Below are 20,409 nucleotides of genomic sequence, written 5' to 3'. Positions count from 1 at the left end.
GGGACCGTCCTTCGTCAGAGCGGCCGGGCGAGTTCGCGCGCCAGCTCGGCCACGGTGGGAAAGTCGAACAGGGTCCAGACGTCGAGGTCCACGCCGAGCGCGGCCCGGATCCGGGTCGCCAGCTTCACGGCGGCCAGCGAGTGGCCGCCCAGTTCGAAGTAGTCGTCATGGAGGCCGACCTCGGCGACGCCCAGCGACCGGGCGAACAGCGCGCGCAGGGTCGTCTCCAGCTCGGACCCGGCGTCCTCGGAGTCCTCGGCGTTCTTCACGTCATGGGAGTCCCCGGCGTCGTCGGCGGGGGCCCGGGCCGGATCGGTCGGCCGGGCGAGTTCGGCCAGGGCACGGCGGTCGAGCTTGCCGTTCGTCGAGGTGGGCAGTGCCGCGAGGGCCGTGAACTGCTTCGGCACCATGTAGGCGGGCAGTGCCTCGGCCAGCGCGGCCCGCAGGGGTTCGGGGTCGAAGGCCGCCGGGTCCGCGGGCACCACGAAGGCCGCCAGCCGCCGGGCGCCCTCCTCCCCCACCGGGAGTACCGCGGCCTGCCCGACGCCCGGCAACCCGCGCAGCACGGTCTCGATCTCGCCCGGTTCGATCCGGTAGCCGCTGATCTTGACCTGGTCGTCCAGCCGCCCGAGGTACTCGATCTGCCCGTCGGTGCGGTACCGGGCGAGGTCGCCGGTGCGGTACAGCCGGGCCCCGGGGGTGAAGGGATCGGCGACGAACCGTTCGCGGGTCAGCTCCGGCTGCCGGTGGTAGCCCAGCGCGACCTGGACGCCGCCGATGCACAGCTCGCCCGCCACGCCGATCGGCACCGGTTCGAGCCGCTCGTCGACGACGTACAGAGCGGTGTTGGCGATCGGACGGCCGATCGGTACGTCGCGCCCGGCGAACCCGGGCCCGGCCTGCCAGTGCGAGACCTCGATGGAGGCCTCGGTGGGGCCGTACAGGTTGTGGAGCTCGCAGTCCAGCTGCTCGAAGAAGGCCCGGATCGTCGGCGGGGCGAGCGCCTCGCCGCTGGCGAAGACCAGGCGCAGGCTCCCGCAGTGCGCGGCCAGTTCGTCCTCCTCCAGGAAGGCGTCGAGCATGGACGGCACGAAGTGGACCACGGTGATGCGGCGTTCGCGGATGGTCCGCTTGAGGTAGCGGGTGTCCCGGTGGCCGCCCGGACGGGCGACCACCAGGCAGGCGCCGGAGACCAGTGGCCAGAGGAACTCCCAGGCCGAGACGTCGAATCCGAACGGGGTCTTCTGCAGGACCCGGTCGTCCGGACCCAGTTCGAAGCGTTGCCGGCGCCAGTGGACGGTGTTGAACACCCCGGCGTGGCGGTTCAGCACGCCCTTGGGGCGGCCGGTGGAGCCGGAGGTGTAGATCAGGTAGATCGGGGTGTCGCCGGTGATCTCCGGGCGGCCTCCGGTCTCCTCCCCCGGTTCCTCGACGGCCTGTTGCACGGTCAACGCGTCGGCTCCGTGGCCGGAGAGCACCTCGATGTCCTCGGGGCGGCACAGCACCGTGCGGGCGCCGGAGTCCTCGACCAGGTAGCGCACCCGGTCGGCGGGCAGTTCGGGGTCGAGCGGGACGTAGGCCAGCCCGGCCTTGAGCACCCCGAGGATCGCCACCACCAGGTCGAGCGAGCGCTCCAGGTGGATGCCGACGAAGCCGGAGTCCTGGGCGGACCGCAGCCGACGGCTCACCAGGCCCGCCCGCCGGTCGAGTTCGGCGTAGCCGAGCACCGCGCCCTCGAACTCGACGGCGGGCGCGGACGGGGTCGCCCGCACCTGCTCCTCGAAGGCGGCCACCACGGTCGAGTCCGGGAAGGGCGTGCGCGTCCCGTTCCAGTCGGAGAGGATCCGCGCGCGCTCCTGCGCCGAACCGAACCGGGCGTGCCGGACCGGCCCGTCGGGGTCGGTGACCAGCGCTTCCAGCAGCCGGGCGGCGTGCTCCAGGACGCGGGCGACGGTCGGCCCGTCCAGCAGTGCCGGGTCGTACGCGGCTTCCAGGACGGCGTCCGGGCCGGTGCCGTCGGGGCGCAGCCGGACCGTGAGCGGGGCCTCGGATTCGGCCACTTCGGTCTCGGCGACCTCGGTACGCCGACCGGCCAGTTGACCGTCCACCTCCTGCCAGATCCGGCGCAGCCCGGCGTCCTCCGTGAGGCCGATCCGCACCCGCGCCCGGTCGAAGTCCAGCCGGACGTCCTGCTGGCCCGCGTAATGGTGCAGCAGCACCGCGAGCACGGCCGCGAGACCGGCCTCCGGGCTGCCGGTCGACTCCTCGGCGAGGCTCAGGAATCGCGCCAGGACCGGTGCCGGGACCGGATGCGTACGCGAACTGCTCCGGTGGACCGGCCGATTGGCGAGCCACCGATCGCACGGCAACCGCACCATGCCCACGGCCGCCGTCGTGAAGAGGCCGCCGGCGATGTGTGTGCCGGTCATTCGCGACTCCCGAAAGTGAGCATGCACCGGACAGGTTCGGGATCAAGGGATACCGCAGACGCCGAGGTATGACAACCAACTACCTTTTCCCGTGGAGCTTTCCGGCCCACCCGCGGGAAGGATCTTCCGCAGAGTGCGTACGGCTGACAGACTGGGCGGTGATCGTCAGCCGGCGCACTCGGTCCCGGCGCGGCCCGACCCTGGACTTTCGGGGAGCGACGTCCTCCCGGTATCCGACAGATGTCCCGGCACTCTTCACCGATGGGAGCACGATGCCCGGTTCCGTCGGCGCGACCGACCCGGCCGAGCGGTACGAACTGTCCTCCGGTCAGGAGGCGTTGTGGATGTTCGAGCAGCTGGTGCCCGGCACGGCCGCCTACCACGTCCCGCTCGCCTTCCGGCTGCGTGGCCCGCTGCGGACGGACCTGCTGGACGCCGCGCTGACCCTCGTCGTGCGCCGCCAGGAGGTGCTGCGCACCGCCTTCCGCGAGGACGACGGCGAGCCGTACCAGCTGGTGCTCCCGCCCGCGGGGGCCGAGGTGCCGCTGTGCGAGGTCGCCGACGGGGCCGAGCTCGCCGAGGCGCTGCGCCGGGAGGCGCGCGAGCCCTTCGACCTGGCCGGAGGTCGGCCGTTCCGGCTGCGGCTGTTCCGGCTCGGCCCCGAGGAGCACGTGCTCAGTCTGGTGATGCATCACATCGCGACCGACGGATGGTCGTTGCGCCTGCTCACCGACGAACTGTCCGCCGGCTACGCCGCTCTGCTGGCCGGAGAGGACCCGGAGGCGGCGCTGCCCGAACTGCCGGTGCCGTACCGACGATACGCCCAGTGGCAGCGCGAGTGCTTCCAGGGACCGGAGCTGGAGCAGCTGCTCGGCCACTGGGAGACGGAGCTGCGCGGCGTCCCGGCCGTCGACCTGGCCGCCGGGCGGGAGCGCCCCCGGCGGCCGTCCTTCGCCGCCGACCGCCTCGTCGTACGGCTCGACCCGGAGCTGCACCGTGCGCTCACCGACCTCGCCCGGGCGGCCCGGGTGTCACTGTTCTCCTGGCTCGGCGCGGCCTTCTCGCTCGCCCTGACCGAGCGCACCGGGCGCCCGGACACCGCCTTCGCCACCCTGTTCGCCGGCCGCGGCGAACCGGAACTCGAACCGCTGATCGGCTACTTCGTCAACATGGTGGTGCTGCGCGCCGACCTCGCCGACGACCCGGCCTTCTGCGAGCTGGCCGCCCGGCTGAACGCCGCCAACCTGCGGGCCATCGACCACGAGGTACCGTTCGGCAGCGTGGTGCGCCACCTCGCCCCCGCCCGCCGGCCCGGGCGCAACCCGCTGGCCCAGGTCACCCTCCAGCTGCGCACCGGCGGCAGCGCCCCGGGCCGCCCGGAGCTGCCAGGTGTGGACTGCGAGGACGTCGACCTGTACCCCGGGCAGCACGCCTTCGACGCCACGGTGACCTTCATCGAGGACGGCCCGGACTTCCTGCTCAGCATCGAGTACTCGACCGAGGTGTTCGACGCGCCGTGGGCGGCCGGCCTGGCCGACCAGCTGCGGGCGCTGCTCCGGGCGGCCGTGGACCGCCCCGGCGCCCGCGTCTCCCGGCTGCCGGCCGCCGTCGCCGCCACCCCTCACGCACCCGACCAGGGAGTTTCCCGATGACCGAGCACGCCGATCCCGTCCTCCCGGTGCTGTGGAGCGACCGCACCGGGGCCGTCGAGTCCGCTCCGCTGAGCGGGCTGCGGGCCGGAGCGCCCTCGGACCTCGCCGCCGGGCTGTGCGCGCTGCTGCTGCGCTACGGCGGCGTGCGGCCGGTCACCGTGTGGGGCCGCGCCGACGACGCGGAAGCCTGGACGGCGTGGCGGGTCGAGCCCGCCGAACTGGCCGGAACCGGATCCTCCACACCCACCCTGCTGTCCTGCCGGGCCGCCTTCTCCCGGCGCGGGGCGGCGTTCGGGGCCGGGCTGGAGCTGTCGGTGGACCCGCAGTCCTCCCCGGCGGTGTTCGCCCTCTCCCCCGCCGAGGACGGCACCTGGACGCTGCGCCTGCGGGCCGCCGCCCGCCCCGACGACGAGCAGGCGCCCGACCGGATCGCCGCACACCTCGCGGCCTACCTCGCCGCCCCCGACGAGCTGCGGATCGACCAGGTCGAGCACCTCACCGCCGCCGAACGCGAGCTGGTCGCGGAGGTGAACCGCCCGCAGCCGCCGCTCACCGAGCCGGTCTGCCTGCACCACCGGGTGGAACGGCAGGTGGCCGCAGGCCCGGAGCGGATCGCCGTGGTCCAGGGCCCGCTGAGCCTCACCTACGGCGAACTCGACGCCCGGGCCAACGCCCTGGCCGTCCGGATCGCCGGGCACGGCGTGGGGCCCGGCGGGCGGGTCGGCGTGGCGGCGACCCGCAGCGCCGAGCTGGTGGTGGCGGCGTACGCGGCGCTGAAGACCGGTGCGGCCTTCGTCCCGCTCGACCCGATGCTGCCCGCCCACCGCCGCGAGGTGCTGCACCGGCTGGGCCGGGTGGACGTGGTGGTCGCCGACGCCGCGGGCGCCGCCAACAGCGGGGACCCGACGACCGGTGCACCGGTGATCCCGCTCGGCCCGGTCGAGGAGCTGCCGACCGCCGGCCGGGAGGCGCTGCCCGAGGTCGAGGTGACCGGCCGGGACCTCGCGTACGTGATCTTCACCTCGGGCTCGTCGGGCGAGCCGAAGGGCGCGCTGCTCGACCACGTCGGCCGGACCAGCATGATCCTCGACCTGAGCTCCCGCTACGGCCTCGGCCCCGGCGACCGGATCCTCGGCGTCTCCTCGCCGAGCTTCGACATGACGGTCTACGACGTGTTCGCCGCCCTGATGACCGGCGCCACCCTCGTCCTGCCGGAGCGCGGGCGGGAGAACGACGTCGAGCACTGGGCCGAGCTGGTCGAGCACGCCGGGATCACCGTCTGGCACTCCGTCCCGTCCTCGCTGGCCCAGTTCCTGCGCACCTGGGGCACCGGCCGCACCGGCGCGCTGCGGGCCTTCCTGCTGGGCGGGGACTGGATCCCGGTGGCCCAGCCGGAGGCGACCCGCGCGGCGTTCCCGCAGGCCCGCTTCATCAGCCTCGGCGGCGCCACCGAGGTCTCGGTGGACAGCACCTACTACGACGTGGCCGACGTCGACCCGCGCTGGCGCTCGATCCCGTACGGGCGGCCGATGACCAACCAGAGCGCCTACGTGCTGGACTCCTTCGGCACGCCCGCCGGGGTGGACCAGCTCGGCGAGCTGTTCCTCGGCGGGCTTGGCGTCGGCTGGGGCTACCAGGACCGCCCGTCCTTCACCGCCGAGCGCTTCCTGCCCGACCCTTTCTCGGCCGTCCCCGGCGCCCGGCTGTACCGCACCGGCGACCTGGCCCGGCTGCGGGCGGACGGCGAGCTGGAGCTGATCGGCCGGGTCGACCACCAGGTGAAGATCGGCGGCGTGCGGATCGAGCTCGGCGAGATCCAGTCCTGCCTGCGCGAGCACCCGGCGGTGGCGGATGCCGTCGTGGTGCCGGTGCGCGACCCGGCGGGCATCGCCCAGTCGCTGGCCGCCTACGTCTCGGTGGCCGGGCCGGCCGAGGCCTCGGTCGACGGCCTCCGGGCCCACCTGCGCGAGCGGCTTCCGGAGAGCATGGTCCCGGCCCGGGTCTCCGTGCTCGCCGAGCTGCCGGTCAACCAGAACGGCAAGATCGCCCGGCCGGAACTCGAACGGCTCGCCGCCGAGGCCACTGCCACCGCCGGCGCCACCGCCAGCAGTGGCGCCACGACGGAGGACGGCTCCGACCCGGCCGTCCGCACCGCCGTGGGTGAGACCTGGCACGAGGTGCTGGGCCTGGCCGAGGTCCCGGGCGCCGCGGCCTCCTTCATCGACCTCGGCGGCAACTCGCTGGCCGCGATCCAGGTCGTCGGCCGGCTGAACCGGCGCTTCGGCACCGCGCTGAAGGTGGCCGACCTGATCGCCGCCGACACCGTCGCCAAGGTCGCCGCCATCGTCACCGAGCGGCGCGGCACCAGCACCCGGCCGTCGCTGCTCTGACCGCTCCCACCGAAAGGGCCGACCTCCGCGGGGCGGTTTCCAGCGGTCGGCCCTTTCGGTGTGCGGGGAGGGTCAGCGCCCGGCGAGCGTACGGGCCACCGCGTCCCGGTCCACCTTGCCGCTGTGGGTGCGCGGCAGCGCGGCCACCGTGGTGAAGGAGCGCGGGATGTACGGGTCCGGCAGGTTGCGGCGCAGCTCGGCCGCCGCCCGGGCGCCGTCCAGCGGCTCGGCTCCGGAGTCGACCGTCACCGCGCAGTGCAGCGAGCGCGAGCCCTGCCCGTCGTCCAGGGCCACGCAGACCGCGGCGGAGACGGTCGGCAGCTCCAGCAGCCGCACCTCGATCTCCAGCAGGTTGACCCGGTAGCCGCGGATCTTCACGTCCTTGTCCCGGCGGGCCAGGAAGGTCACCACACCGTCCTCCAGCCGGACCAGGTCGCCGGTGCGGAAGGCGGCGGTGTGCCCGCGCGGGGTCGGGTCGACGGTGACGAAGCGCTTGGCGTTCAGCTCCGGCTGGTTGAGGTAGCCCGGCGACAACGGCGCACCGGCCACCAGCAGTTCGCCGACGTTCGGCTCCGCCGCGTCCAGCGGGTCGATCAGCAGCTCGCAGCCCGGCAGCGGCGCGCCGATCGGCGGCAGCGCCGGCCAGGAGCTGCTGGGGCCGGTCAGGGTGTGCGCCGTGACCATCGCGGACTCGCTCTGCCCGTAGTGGTTGTTCAGCCGGCACCGCGGCAGCCGGGCGAACAGCTCGCGGATGTCCGGCGTGCAGACCAGCTGCTCGCCGGCCGCGTTGACCTCGGCCAGCGCCAGGTGGTCCAGCGACTCCTCCTCGGCGGCCGCCACGGCGAGCATCTGCAGCGCCACGTACGGGAGGAAGAGCCGCTCGATCCGGTTCTCGCCCAGCCACTCCAGCAGCTCGAACGGGTCCTGGCGCAGCTCCTCCGGCACCACGACGAGCGTGCCGCCGCCGCACAGGGTGCCCAGCACCTCCTGGAAGGAGACGTCGAAGTTGAGCGGGGCGAACTGGGCGGTGCGCACGTGCGGCCACACGGAGTGGTTGCGCTGCCAGTCGACCATGGTGTCCAGGCAGCTGTGCGGGACGGCCACGCCCTTGGGCAGGCCGGTGGAGCCGGAGGTGTAGATGATGTACGTCCACAGCTCGGACCGGCAGGCCACCGGATCGACGGTGCCCTTCGTCGGCAGGCCGGAGATCGGCAGGCTGGGCACCGGCACCTCGAACTCCGGCTCCTCGTCCGCGTACAGCAGCAGGCCGGCGCCGCTGTCCTTGAGCATGTGGGCGAGCCGGGCCGCCGGGTACTCGGCGTCCAGCGGGAGATAGGTGGCGCCCGCCCACATGGTGCCGAGCATCGCGGCCACCACGGCGGCGCTGCGCCGCCCGGTGACGGCGACCCGGTCGCCCGGGCCGATCCCGGCCGCGGTCAGGCCCTCGGCGATGCCCTGGACCCAGGACAGCAGCTCGCTGTAGGTGACGCCTCGCGCGCCGTCCACGACGGCGGTCTGCGGGCCCCTCGCCACCGCCTGCTCGTGGAACGCGGCCAGCAGACAGGGCGGTTGGGACTCGCCGCCCCAGAGCGAGAGTGGAGCGGGACTCATCGCGGTTCCTCCAGAAAAGGGATCAGAACACATCGTCGCCATCGAGGCCGTCGTCGTCGCCGAGGAGCTCGTCCTCGTCGAAGAGGTCGTCCTCGTCGAAGAGCTCGTCGATGCCGAGCATCCCCGCGACGACGGCGAAGTACCGGCGGGTCAGCTCGGGGGACCCGGCGATCTCGCGGAGCATCCGCAGCCGCGAGGGCGTGACCGTGAGCCTGGCGAGCTCCAACGTGCTCCGGTACGGCTCGGTCAGCTCCTCGTCGCGGCGCCGGGTGAACCGGGCCGGGGCGGCCGGGTCGTCCACCCGGCCCGCCAACTCCTCGGCCAGGAAGAAGGCCTGGAGCAGGGCGTTGGTGATGCCGCGGGCGCTGATGGTGTCCAGGTGGTGCCCGGCGTCGCCGACCAGCACCCAGCCGGGGCCGTGCCCGCGGCGGAAGTAGTTCTGCTGGTCACCGGTGCCGATGATCTGCTCGACCTGCTCGGCCCCGGCGAGCTGCTCGTACAGCTCGGGCGCGGTGCCGCGCACGGCCGCCAGGTGGTGGCGGAACGGGTCCTGCTTGATCTCGGCGAAGCGGTCCTGCGGGAAGTAGGTGGAGATCAGGGTCACGTCGTCGTGGGTGGGGATCCGGACGATCCAGTTGCCGGGGCTCTCGTGGAAGCCGAAGCCGGTGCTGATCCCGGCCCAGCCGGTGTAGTACACGCAGCTGGCCCGCGGGTCGCTCAACTCCACCGGAGCCTCGACCAGTTGGGCCACCCGGGAGCGCATCCCGTCGGCGCCGACCACCAGCCGGGCGTGCTCGGTGCGCACGCCGCTCGCGGTGCGGAAGCGGACACCGGTGACCCTTCCCTCGGAGTGCACCAGCTCCTGGAGGTTGGCCCGGTCCACGAACTCGACGCCTGCCTTGACGGCCGCCTCGACCAGCAACCGGTCCAGCACCAGGCGGCGCGGCGCCAACGCGGCCGGGGCGCCCGGCATCACCGGCGCGGGGCCGGCCAGCCGGACGCCGCCGACGTCGTAGCCGATGGTGTCCAGCACCGGGCAGCCGGAGTCCAGCAGCGCCGGGAGCAGGCCCCACTCGGAGAGCTTGGCCACGCCGGGCTGGTGGATGTAGAGGGTGGACATGGTGTCCGAGGGGAACGCGGCCCGGTCGATCAGCAGCACCCTGTGACCGCGCCGGGCCAGCAGCAGTGCGGTGGCGGCGCCCGCGACCCGGGCACCCACCACCACGGCGTCCCAGCCGCCGGTCACCGCTCGGCCACCTGCTCGTCGGCGGCGAGCTTCTGCGCGACGAGCTCCTCCAGCGTCCTCGCCGTCGCCCGTACGGTCGGCTCCGAGTAGAGCGTGACCAGCGGGAACTCGACGCCGAGGCGCTGGCGCACCCGCGCGGTGAACCGGGTGGCGACCAGGGAGTGCCCACCCAGCACGAAGAAGCCGTCCTCGGCGCCGATCCGCTCGACACCGAGCAGCTCCCGCCACACCCCCGCGACGAACTGCTCGGACGGCGTCCGCGGCGCCTCGCCCCCGGAGGCCTGCGAGCCGGCCGGCGGCTCGGGCACCTTCAGCGCCCGCCGGTCGACCTTGCCGTTGGCGTTGAGCGGGAAGGAGTCCTCGACCACCAGCTGGGCCGGGATCATGTAGTGCGGCAGCCACTCCTTGGCGTGCTCCCTGACGGCGTCGAAGCCCGGCGGGTCGGCCGGGTCGACGGCGGTGACGAACGCCACCAGCCGCTGCACCGGGCCCTCCTCGGCGATCACCACCACCGCCTCCTTCACCTGCGGATGGCCGAGCAACACGGTCTCGATCTCGCCGAGTTCGACCCGCATGCCGCGGATCTTCACCTGGTGGTCGCTTCGCCCGACGAAGCGGAAGCCGCCGTCGGGGTGCAGGAAGCCCTGGTCGCCGGTGCGGTAGAGCCGCTCGCCGGGGCGGAACGGGTCGGGCAGGAAGGCGCCGGCCGTACGGGCCGGGTCGTTGAGGTAGCCGCGGGCCAGTCCCAGGCCTCCGATGTAGAGGTCGCCGACCACGCCGACCGGCACCGGCCGCAGCTCGCGGTCCAGCACGTGCACGGTGTTGTTGTCGAACGGACGGCCCAGGCTCACCGGTCCGGCGGCCGTCTCGTCGGCCGCGCCGCAGGTGTGGCAGGTCGAGTCGATCGACACCTCGGTGGCACCCCAGGTGTTGTGCAGCGCGCCCGGCATCAGCCGGTGGAAGCGCTCGACCGTCGCCGAGGTGAGCGCTTCGCCGCTGGAGGTGGTGTTGCGCAGCCGGGGCGGCACCCGCTCGGGCGCCTGCTCCACCAGGTCGAGCACCGAGCTCAGCATGCTCGGGACGACCTGGAGGTAGACCGACTCGTAGCGGGTGGCGGCCTCCAGCACCGCCAACGGGTCCCGGTGGCGGCCGGGTTCGAGCACGGCCACCCGGCCGCCGACCGACAGCGGCCAGAAGATCTCCAGGGCGGAGTCGTCGAAGGTCAGGGTGGTCTTGTGCAGAACGGTCTCGCCCCTGGCCAGGCGGTGCCGGCGCTGCATCCAGACCATCCGGTTCACCCAGCCGCGGTGGCGGCTCGCCACGCCCTTGGGCATGCCGGTGGAGCCGGAGGTGTAGTAGACGGAGACCAGGTTCTCGGGGTGCGGGCGGTGCACGGTGCCTTCGGACGGGAAGGCCGCGTCCAGGGCCGCCGGGTCCGGGGCGGCCGCCGGGTCCAGGGCCGCCGGGTCCAGGGGCTCGGCGCCGACCGAGGCCGCGTCGATCTCCTCCCCCAGCGCCCGGTCCACCAGCAGCACCGGCGCGGCCGCGTCGGCCAGGATCTGCCGGATCCGGGCCGGCGGGCTGGCCGGGTCCAGCGGCAGGTAGGCGCCCCCGGCCTTGAGGATGCCGAGCAGCCCCACCACCAGCTCCACCGAGCGCTCCAGGCAGATGCCCACCGCCCGCTCGGGGCCGACGCCCCGCGCCCTCAGCCGCCGGGCCAACGCCTCGGCACGGGCGTCGAGTTCGCGGTAGCTGAGTTGCGCGGATTCCGAGACCACGGCGACGTCGTCCGGGGTGCGCTCGACCTGCGCCTCGAACAGCTCGTGCAGGCAGGCGTCCGCCGGAAACTCCGCCGCGGTTGCGTTCACCTCGCGGTCGAACCGAATTTCCTCGGCGGAACGCAGTTCGAGCCGGTCCAGCGGCGACTGCGGATCGGCCAACGCCCCCTCCAGCAGAGCGCGGTAATTCGCGCCGAGCCGGGCGATCGTCGTCTCGTCGAACAGGTCGCTGTCATAGGCGATGATTCCGGCCACGGAACCGTCCTCGGCTCGTGCGAGGTCGAACTCCAGGTCCGTCTGGACGAATCCGGTCGGCACGTTCCAGCGGCTCGTCCGCAGGCCCTCCAGTGGAAGGACCGGCGCGCTCTGCTGGTGGTATCCGAATACCGCCTGCACCAGCGGAGAGTGCCCGAGCAAGCCCTGACTGTCCGTCACCTTGACGATTTCGTCGAAAGGTACCGCCTGGTTGCGGAATCCGCCGATGAACGTCGCCCGACAGCGCTGGAGATACTCCGAGAAGCTCTCGCCGCGCCGGCTCCGGCTGCGCAGCGGAAGGATGTTGACGAAGAACCCGACGGTCCGGTCGAGGGCCTCGTCGTCCCGGTTGGACACCGGTGCGCCGACCACCACGTCCCGCTCTCCGGTGTAGGTGTGCATCAGCAGGGTGAAGGCGGCCAGCAGCACCACGTAGTCCGTGGTGCGGTGGCGGGCCGCGGTCTGCCGCACCCGCTCGGCCAGTCCGGCGTCCAGCGCGAAGTCCAGCAGTTCGCCGTGGAAGCGCTGCCGGGCCGGCCGGGGGCGGTCCAGCGGAAGTCGCAGCAGGTCGGGGGCTCCGGACAGGTGCTCCGACCAGTAGGCGAGTTGACGCTCCGCCAGGCCGTCGGCCAGCCGCTCGGCCAGCGCGGCACCGTACTCGGCGTACCCGTGGCCGGGCTCCTCGGCGGCGGGCGGGCGCCCGGCCAGCGCGTCCGCGTAGCCCCGGCCGATCTCCTCGGCGATCACCGCGTTGGACCAGCCGTCGGTGACGATGTGGTGGAGGTTCAGCAGCAGCGTCCACTCCTCGTCCGCCGACCGGAACAGCCGGAAGTCGAAGACCCCGGGGCGCTCCAGGTCGAACGGCGCGGCGGCGGCCTCGCGCACCCGGGCCCGGAGGGAATCGGGATCCCCCCTCAGGTCGTGCACGGGAAGGGTGAACTCCAGTCGCTCGGCCACCACTTGTACGGGCTGGTCGTCCACCACGGAAAAACCCGTCCGCAGTGCGGCATGACGGGATATCAGTGCACGGATTGACTGTTCCAGCATCGGGACATCGAGTTCGCCCCGGATCTCGTGCGCCACGGGCCCGTTGTAGAGCGGGAGCCGCGGATGCAGGCTGTGCAGCAGCCACAGCCTGCGCTGCTGCGGCGAGATGGGAACGACACGGTCGGGCATGGGTTGATCCCCCGCTCTCATCGCTGCAAGATGCGGCGAGACTACCCTACTCGATGCGATCATGACAGAGGTCAAATCCCTTACGGGCACGGCAAGATCTCACCCCTTGCCGAGCCAATTCCCGCCTGTATGCTGACGTTCCTGGGGGACGCCGATCCGTGTCTCCACACCCAGGAGGAAAGGGCGTCTACGAGCCGTGGACAGCGAGTTCCCCGCCCAATCGGACGCCGCGGACGAGGATCCGTTCCCGGCGTCGAAGGTCCAGGAGCAACTCTTCCTCGCGCAGCAGACCGTCGGTGACGCACCGACCTTTCACATCCCGTGCTTCTGGGAAGTCCGGGGAACGGTCGACATCCCGGCGCTGCGCAATGCGTTCGACGCCGTGCTCACCCGGCACGAGGCGCTGCGCACCACTTTCCGCATTCACGAGCGGGGACTCCTCCAGGTCGTCCATCCGGAACCGCGCTGGGAATGGCGCCTCGCCACCTGCCGGGACGCCGAGGAACGCGAACAGCGAATGGCGCGCCACGCCCGCGCCCCCTTCGACCTCGAGAACGGGCCACTAATACGGGCCGGACTGCTGCACTGCGCCGACGGCAGCCACGTGGTCATGTTCTGCGCCCACCACGCGGTCTTCGACGGCTGGTCGGCGAAGCTGGTCCTCGACGAACTTGCCGCCCACTACCGGGCGTTCACCACCGGGACGGAGCCCGGCCTGCCCGGGGTGAACTACCAGTACGGCGACTACTCGCTCTGGCACGACGAGTGGCTGGCGAGCCCGGCCGGTGAACGGGCCCGGCACGAGTGGGCCGAACTGCTCGCCGGCGACCTGCCGGTGCTGGAGCTGCCCGGGGACCTCCCGCTGCCCGACCCGGACTCCACCGCCGCCCCCGGCGGCACCGCGGACGTCCCGCTGCCGGCCGCGGCCGTCGAACAGCTCGCCGCACTGGCGACCGGGTTACGCACCACCCCGTTCACCGTCCTGCTGGCGGCGTACGACCTGCTGCTCGCCGACCGCACCGGGCTGCGCGACCTCGTGGTCGGCACCCCTGCCGCCAACCGCGGCCGGACCGAGTTCCAGTCGACGGTCGGCTGCTTCGTCAACATGGTCGCGGTCCGCACCGACCTCAGCGGGCCGCGGACCTTCCGGGAGCTGGTCGAGCGGGTGCGTGCCGCCGTCCTGCGGGCCCAGGACCTCCAGGCCGTACCCTTCGAGACGGTGGTGAAGGAGGTCCGGCCGCCCCGGCACCGGGGGCACCCGCCGGTCTTCCAGGTCGCCTTCACCGTCGGCGAGGACTTCTTCCAGCCGGTGCGGGCCGGGGAGTTGGAGTTCCGCCCGGTCGAGGTCCCGTCGGTCACCGCCAAGTACCAGCTGTCCCTGCAGGTCAACCGGACCGCGGACGGACCGGTCGCCGAGTTCGAGTACCGCGCCGACCGGTTCACCCCCGAGTGGATCGCCGACTTCGCCGCGAGCTACGCCCGGGTGCTGGAACTGGCCGCCGAACGCCCGGACCGACCGCTGACCGACTTCCTCGGCTCCGCCTCGCCGCCGCGGGCCACCGCCCGTACGGCCGTGGCCTCCGAGCCCGAACGCCCCCAGCCGCCCACCGCCGCCGAGGACTCCGCGCCGCGTGACGAGACCGAGCGGGTGCTCACCGAGGTGTGGGCCGAGGTGCTGGGTCGCGCCGCCGTCGGCATCGACGACAACTTCTTCGAGCTCGGCGGCGACTCCATCAGCAGCGTGCAGATCGTCGCCCGGGCCGGCGCCCGCGGCCTCGGCTTCCGGGTCCGCGACCTGCTGCGCAACCAGACCGTCCGCGAGCTCGCCCCGCTGGTGCGCACCGCGGAGCCCGCCGCGGGCCCCGCGGCCCCCGGACCCTTCGAGCTGGTCCACCCCGAGGACCGGCCGCGGCTGCCCGCCGACGCCGTCGCCGCCTACCCGCTGACCGCCCTGCAGGCCGGCATGCTCTACCGCAGTGGCCAGCAGGCGCACACCGCGATGTACCACGACGTGTTGCTGACCCGGCTGCGGGTCGAGTTCTCGGCCGAGGCCTGGCGCACCGCCGTCGCCCGGCTGCTGGAGCGCCACGAGCTGTTGCGCACCTCCTTCGCCCCCGGCGGCTTCCGCGAACCCCTCCAGGTCGTCCACCGGCGGATCGCCGAGCCGCCGGTGAGCTTCGAGGACCTGCGCGGCCTGCCGGAGCAGGAGCAGCGGGCCCTGATCGACCAGCGCACCGACTGGGAGGGCCGCCACCTGTTCGACTGGGAGCGGCCTCCGCTGATCCGCTACCACCTCGCCCGGCTCGCCGGGGACGAGGTCCAGCTGTGGACGGTGGTCCACCACGCGGTGATCGACGGCTGGAGCGAGCGGATCCTGTTCGGCGAGCTGCTCTCGCTCTACCTCACCGCCCTCGGGCGCGGCGGCCCGGCCGCCCTGCCGCCGGCGCCCGGTGCCCACTACCGCTCCTTCGTCGCCCTGGAGCGCGCGGCCGTGCGGGACGCTGAGCAGCTCGCCTTCTGGCAGGCGCAGCTCGACGGCGTCGCGCTCGGATCCGTACCGGCCACTCCGGGCACGGGGGTGCCGGACATGGCCGTGGTGCCGCGCGAACTGCCGGCCGAACTCTCCGCCGGGCTGGTCGCCTTGGCCGCCCGGCTGCAGGTCCCGGTGCGGATCGTGCTGCTCACCGTGCACCTGCGGGTGATCGCGCTGCTGACCGGCTCCGAGGACGTGGTCTCGGGTGCCGTGTACAACGGCCGGATCGCCGAGCCGGACGGGGACCGGGTGGTCGGCCTGTTCCTGAACACCCTGCCGGTGCGCTGCCGCCTGGCGGTCGGCAGCTGGTCCGAGCTGATCCGGCAGGTCGCCGCGACGGACCTCGCCGTCCAGCCGCACCGGCGCTTCCCGATGGCCGAACTGCGCGGCCGGGTGGCCGGCGCGGCCGCCTTCGAGACCTTCTTCAACTACACCCACTTCCGCAACGAGTCGGCCGTCCCCACCGGCGACCTGGAGGTCCTGGAGGAGCGCAGCCGGACCCCCACCGACTTCCTGCTGGGCTCGGAGTTCTCCCGCGACACCGGGACCGACCTGATCGGGCTCGCCCTGCGCTACGACGCCGACCGGATCGCCGCCGACGACGCCGACCGCTACTTCGGCTACCACGTGGCCGTGATCCGGGCCCTGCTGGCCGATCCGGCCGCCGCACCCACCGCCGTCCCGCTGCTGGACCGGGCGGAGCTGGCCGAGCTGCGGGAGTGGAACCGGACGGAACGGGAGTACCCCGGTCCGCGGCTGCTGCACCGGGCGGTCGAACGGCAGGCCGCGACCACCCCGCAGGCACCCGCAGTGCTGTTCCGCGACCGCGTCCTGAGCTACGCCGAACTGGACGGCCGGGCCAACGCCCTGGCGCACCGGCTGGTCGCGCTCGGCGTACGGCCCGGCGAGCACGTGGGGATCGTCCAGCACCGCTCGGCGGAGCTGGTGGTCTCGCTGCTGGCCGTGCTCAAGGCCGGTGGCGCGTACGTCCCGCTGGATCCGGCGGACCCGGCGGAGCGCACGGCCCGGCTGCTCAGCGACGCCGACTGCCGGGTGGTGCTGACCGCCGCCGGAACGGAAGGACTCCAACTACCCGGCGTGCGGGTCGAGTTCGTGCCCGACGATCCGGCGTGCGGCGAGCGGGCCCCGGGCGTCGGGACCGGCCCGGGCGACCCGGCTTACGTCATCCACACCTCCGGCTCCACCGGCCGCCCCAAGGCCGTGGTGGTGTCCCACCGGGCGATCGCCAACCGGCTGGACTGGATGCAGGAGGAGTTCCGGCTGACCGCCGAGGACCGGGTGCTGCAGAAGACCCCGTACACCTTCGACGTGTCGGTGTGGGAGTTCTTCTGGCCGCTGCGCGAGGGCGCCCGGCTGGTCGTCGCCGAGCCCGGCGGCCACTGGGACCCGGGCTACCTGGAACAGGTGCTGTCCCGGCAGTCGATCACCGTGGCGCACTTCGTCCCCTCGATGCTGCGGGCCTTCCTGGACGCCGCCGACGTCTCCGCCGCCACCGCGCTGCGGCAGGTGGTGTGCAGCGGCGAGGCGCTGCCGGCCGACCTCCGGCGCGACTTCCTGGACCGCTCCAAGGCCGCCCTGGCGAACCTGTACGGCCCCACCGAGGCCGCCGTGGACGTCACCTGCTGGCACTGTTCACGCGACGAGGCGGACACCGTGCCGATCGGCCGTCCGATCGCCAACACCCGGATCCACCTGCTGGACCCGTCCGGCCACCCCGTCCCGGTCGGCACCGCCGGCGAGCTGTTCATCGGCGGCGTCTGCCTGGCCGACGGCTACCACGGCCGCCCGGAACTGACCGCCGAGCGCTTCCGCGAGCACACCCTGCCGGACGGCAGCACCGAGCGCCTCTACCGCACCGGGGACCTCGCCCGGCGCCGCCCGGACGGCGCGATCGAGTACCTGGGCCGGACCGACGCCCAGGTGAAGATCCGCGGCATGCGGGTCGAACCGGGCGAGATCGAGGCCGCGCTGTCGGCGCACCCGGACTGCGGCTCGGCCGCCGTGACCTTCGACGGCGAGCGGCTGGTCGGGTACTTCACCGTCCGGCCGGGCGGCGCGCTGCCGGTCGCGGAGCTGCGCCGGCACGCCGAGGGACTGCTCCCCCGGCACATGGTGCCCGCCGCCTGGCAGCCGCTGCCCGAGCTGCCGCTGACCGGCAGCGGCAAGGTCGACCGCAAGCGGCTCCCCTCCCCCGCGGACACCGGGAGGCCCACCGCACCCACCCGGCCGCTGACCGGGGCCGAGCGCCTGGTCGCCGCCGCCTGGACGGACGTGCTGGACACCGCGGACTTCGGCGTCGACGTGGGCTTCTTCCAGGTCGGCGGGCACTCGCTGGCCGCCGTCCGGCTGATCGGGCGGCTGCGCCGGGACTTCGAGCGCCGGCTGAGCGTCGCCGAGCTGTTCGCCCACGACACGGTCGAGCGCCTCGCCGCCCTGCTGGAGGCGCCCTCACCGGACGCCCCGGGCGGCTGGGACGTGCTGGCCCTGCGCCCCTCCGGCGCGGCGCCGCTGTGGCTGTTCCCGCCGGTCGGCGGCAGCGCCCTGGGCTACCTGGCCCTGACCGCCGCGCTCGACCCGCGGCTGGCCGTGTACGGGCTGGACTGCGCCGAGCCGGTCGGCGCCACCGTCGAGGAGATGGCCGCGGCCGCCGCGGCCCGGATCGGGCGGGACCACCCGGCCGGACCGGTCCACCTGGCCGGCTGGTCCTTCGGCGCGGTGCTGGCCTTCGAGACCGCGGGCCTGCTGACGGAGGCCGGCCGGGAGGTCACCCTCGCCATGGTCGACGCCGCCTTCCCCGACCCCGGGCAGCTCGCCGGACTGGACGACGCCCGCACCACCGAGGCACTCCTGCGGGACGCCCTGGCACTCACCGGCGCCCCGCCCGCCGAGTCCGGCAGCGAGGCCTGGACGGCGCGCCACCGCGTCTTCGCCGCCCATCTGCACGCCCACCACGCCTACCGGCCGCGCCGCCACCCCGGCGACGCGGTCTACCTGGAGAGCCGGGACGGCCGGGAGCTGGGCAGTGCCGAGGCCTGGCGGGCGGTGGTGTCCGGCGACTTCCGGGTCCACCGCTTCGACACCGACCACTACGGCCTGGTCCGGCAGCCGCACGTCCGGGCCGTCGGCGCCGCGCTCGGCGCCGCCGCGCTCGGCGACTGACCCGGCCGCCGCGGCCCCGGACTCCGACCGCCCCACCGCCCGACCGCCCGACCGCCCCACCGCCCCATCACCGACCATCCCGACACCGACCATCCCGACACCGCAACGGCGGGAACAAGGAGTTCACGGCGCCATGCAGACCGACGCGGGCAAATGGCTGTTCCGCCAACCATCCGAGGACGCCCCGGCACGGATCTTCCTCTTCCCGTACTCGGGCACGGGCGCGTCGATGTACCGCGCCTGGCCCGAGCGGATCGGCGAGGTCGAGGTGTGCCTGGTGCAGCTGCCCGCACGGGAGAACCGCCTGCGCGAGCCGCACCCGGTCACGTACCAGAACCTGGCCGCGGCCGCCGCGGCGGCCCTGGCTCCGCTGGTGGACCGGCCGACCGGCTTCTTCGGCCACTGCGGCGGCGCCCTCTCCGCCTTCGCCACCGCGCTGGAACTGGAGCGGACGCACGGCAAGGAGCTGACCGCGCTCTTCATGTCCTCCCAACTCGCCCCCGACGAGGAGCCGTTCGGGCGCTGGCTGTGGCTCGGGCGGGACGAGCTCGCGGTCGAGCTGAACATCCTCGCCGAGGCGGCCGGGACCAGGATGGACCCGGATTTCCTCGACGTCGCGCTGGACGTGCTGGAGGAGGACCTCGCGGCCCAGCGCCGCTACCGGCTCGACGCCCCCGAACCGCTGGCCTGCGCCGTGCACACGGTCGGCTGGAAGCAGGACGTGGAGATCCGCCCCGAGCAGCTGGGCGGCTGGACGCGGCACGTCCCGCCGGGCCGCCACCACGAGCACCTCCTGGACGGCGGGCACCACGCCTTCCTCGCCGCCCCGCAGCCGCTGCTCGACCTGATGGGCCGCGCCATGGCCCAGGCGGGAGCGGCGTCGTGAAGCTCACCGGACTGTGGGACCACGCGGACTTCCGCAGACTCTGGGCCGGCCAGACCCTCTCCATGCTGGGCACCAACATGGTCGCGGTGGCCGTCCCGCTGATCGCCTCGGTCAGCCTGGGCGCCTCGGTGTTCCAGATGGGCCTGCTGCTCGCCACCGAGTTCCTGCCCTACCTCCTGATCAGCCTGTTCGTCGGGGTCTGGCTGGACCGGCGGCCGAAGAAGATGATCATCGTGGCGGCGGACGCCGTGCGCTCGCTGATCCTGCTCTCCGTCCCGCTGCTGTCCTGGGCGCACCTGCTGAGCGTCCCGCTCCTGCTGGCCGTGGTGTTCGGCACCGGCGCCTGCAGCACGGTCTCCGACATCGGCAACGCCTCGATCCTGCCCGCCCTGGTCGAGCGCGAGGACCTGGTCGAGGGCAACAGCAAGCTGGAGATGAGCAGTTCGGTCTCCAACATCGGCGGCCGGACCTTCGGCGGCCTGCTGGTGCAGCTGCTCACCGGGCCCGTCGTCATCATGGTCAATGTCTTCGCCTTCGGGCTGGCGGCCGCCTGCACCCTGCGCATCCGCAAGCGCGAGCCGGTGCCGGAGAAACCCGCCACCGGAGACCCGTCCTCGATGTGGAAGGAGATCGGCGAGGGCCTGGGCTTCATCTTCGGCGACGCGACGCTGCGCACCCTGGTGCTGGTCACCTTCCTGGTGAACTTCTCCGCCATCGCGATCGACCCGGTGTTCCTGGTCTTCATCACCCGCACCCTGGACCTGCCCGGCATCCTGGTCGGCGCGCTGCTGGCCGGGACCGGCGTCGGCTCGCTGATGGGCGCCCTGATCGCGGCCCGGCTGGGCAAGGCGCTGCCCTTCGGCCGGATGGTGATCTGGACCACCGTGGCGATGACCGCCGTCGAACTCGTCATCCCCGCCGCGACGGTGATGCCCAAGGGGGTCGCCTTCGCGATGCTGATGTTCGTCCAGGTCGCCTACGCCGTGCTGGTGATCGCCAGCGCCGTCAACATCCGCAGCTACCGGTCCGCGATCACCCCCGACGACATGCAGGGCCGGATGAATGCCTCCACCCGGATGATCGTGATGGCCGGCACCCCGTTCGGTGCCATGGTCGGCGGCGCACTCGGCTCCTGGCTGGGCACCCAGCTGGCGATCGTGGTCTGCGCCGGCGGCATCGGGCTGGCCGCGCTGCTGCTCGCCCTCTCCCCGCTGCGGACGGTGACCGGCATCCCCACCGAAGTCCCCGAGCCCGCAACCGTCTGACGTCGGAT

9 protein-coding genes are annotated in these 20,409 nt (G+C 73.5%); 5 read left to right on the top strand and 4 right to left on the bottom strand.

All coding sequences use genetic code 11. The annotated features are described in order from the left end of the window. Nucleotides 1-14: 14 nt before the first annotated feature. Nucleotides 15-2,429 (bottom strand): non-ribosomal peptide synthetase, encoded by a 2,415-nt coding sequence (locus BOQ63_RS36475; RefSeq protein ID WP_051746836.1) that lies wholly within the window; start codon nt 2,427-2,429, stop codon nt 15-17. A gap of 272 nt (nt 2,430-2,701) precedes the next feature. Here BOQ63_RS36475 and BOQ63_RS36470 point away from each other — a divergent pair, with 272 nt between their 5' ends. Together BOQ63_RS36470 and BOQ63_RS36465 are read left to right on the top strand one after the other, a co-directional pair. Then, the gene (locus tag BOQ63_RS36470; protein WP_030283588.1) at nt 2,702-4,081 is read left to right on the top strand and encodes a condensation domain-containing protein; all 1,380 of its coding nucleotides are present in this window, start codon (nt 2,702-2,704) and stop codon (nt 4,079-4,081) included. After that, complete coding sequence (locus BOQ63_RS36465; protein WP_150476250.1) at nt 4,078-6,471, top strand: non-ribosomal peptide synthetase; 2,394 nt, start codon at nt 4,078-4,080, stop codon at nt 6,469-6,471. Before BOQ63_RS36470 ends, BOQ63_RS36465 begins: the two co-directional genes overlap by 4 nt. A gap of 72 nt (nt 6,472-6,543) precedes the next feature. On the opposite strand, the gene BOQ63_RS36460 is transcribed toward BOQ63_RS36465, so the two are convergent. The 3 genes from BOQ63_RS36460 to BOQ63_RS36450 are packed head-to-tail and all read right to left on the bottom strand — an operon-like array spanning nt 6,544 to nt 12,537. After that, a complete protein-coding gene (locus tag BOQ63_RS36460) occupies nt 6,544-8,082 on the bottom strand; it encodes an AMP-binding protein (protein WP_030283584.1) in 1,539 nt (512 codons plus the stop codon). A 22-nt stretch (nt 8,083-8,104) separates the two neighbouring features. Further along, on the bottom strand, nt 8,105-9,328 hold the full coding sequence (locus tag BOQ63_RS36455) for an NAD(P)/FAD-dependent oxidoreductase (protein WP_072655694.1): 1,224 nt from the start codon (nt 9,326-9,328) through the stop codon (nt 8,105-8,107). Further along, entirely contained in the window at nt 9,325-12,537 is a 3,213-nt protein-coding gene (locus BOQ63_RS36450; protein ID WP_072655693.1) for a non-ribosomal peptide synthetase, read from the bottom strand. Before BOQ63_RS36450 ends, BOQ63_RS36455 begins: the two co-directional genes overlap by 4 nt. Before the next feature lie 196 nt (nt 12,538-12,733). Here BOQ63_RS36450 and BOQ63_RS36445 point away from each other — a divergent pair, with 196 nt between their 5' ends. The 3 genes from BOQ63_RS36445 to BOQ63_RS36435 all read left to right on the top strand — a co-directional run bounded on the left by BOQ63_RS36445 (nt 12,734) and on the right by BOQ63_RS36435 (nt 20,401). Then, entirely contained in the window at nt 12,734-18,250 is a 5,517-nt protein-coding gene (locus tag BOQ63_RS36445; protein WP_150476249.1) for a non-ribosomal peptide synthetase, read from the top strand. Nucleotides 18,251-18,383: 133 nt separating this feature from the next. After that, entirely contained in the window at nt 18,384-19,136 is a 753-nt protein-coding gene (locus BOQ63_RS36440; RefSeq protein ID WP_072655690.1) for a thioesterase II family protein, read from the top strand. After that, a complete protein-coding gene (locus BOQ63_RS36435; protein WP_072655689.1) occupies nt 19,133-20,401 on the top strand; it encodes an MFS transporter in 1,269 nt (422 codons plus the stop codon). Before BOQ63_RS36440 ends, BOQ63_RS36435 begins: the two co-directional genes overlap by 4 nt. Nucleotides 20,402-20,409: the final 8 nt, after the last annotated feature.

The sequence above is a fragment of the Streptomyces viridifaciens genome, assembly GCF_001888885.2.
In the GTDB taxonomy this organism is placed as follows: Bacteria; Actinomycetota; Actinomycetes; order Streptomycetales; family Streptomycetaceae; genus Kitasatospora; species Kitasatospora aureofaciens.
The sequence above is the reverse complement of the archived record's forward strand: the minus strand, read 5'-3'. Positions and strand labels throughout refer to the sequence as shown.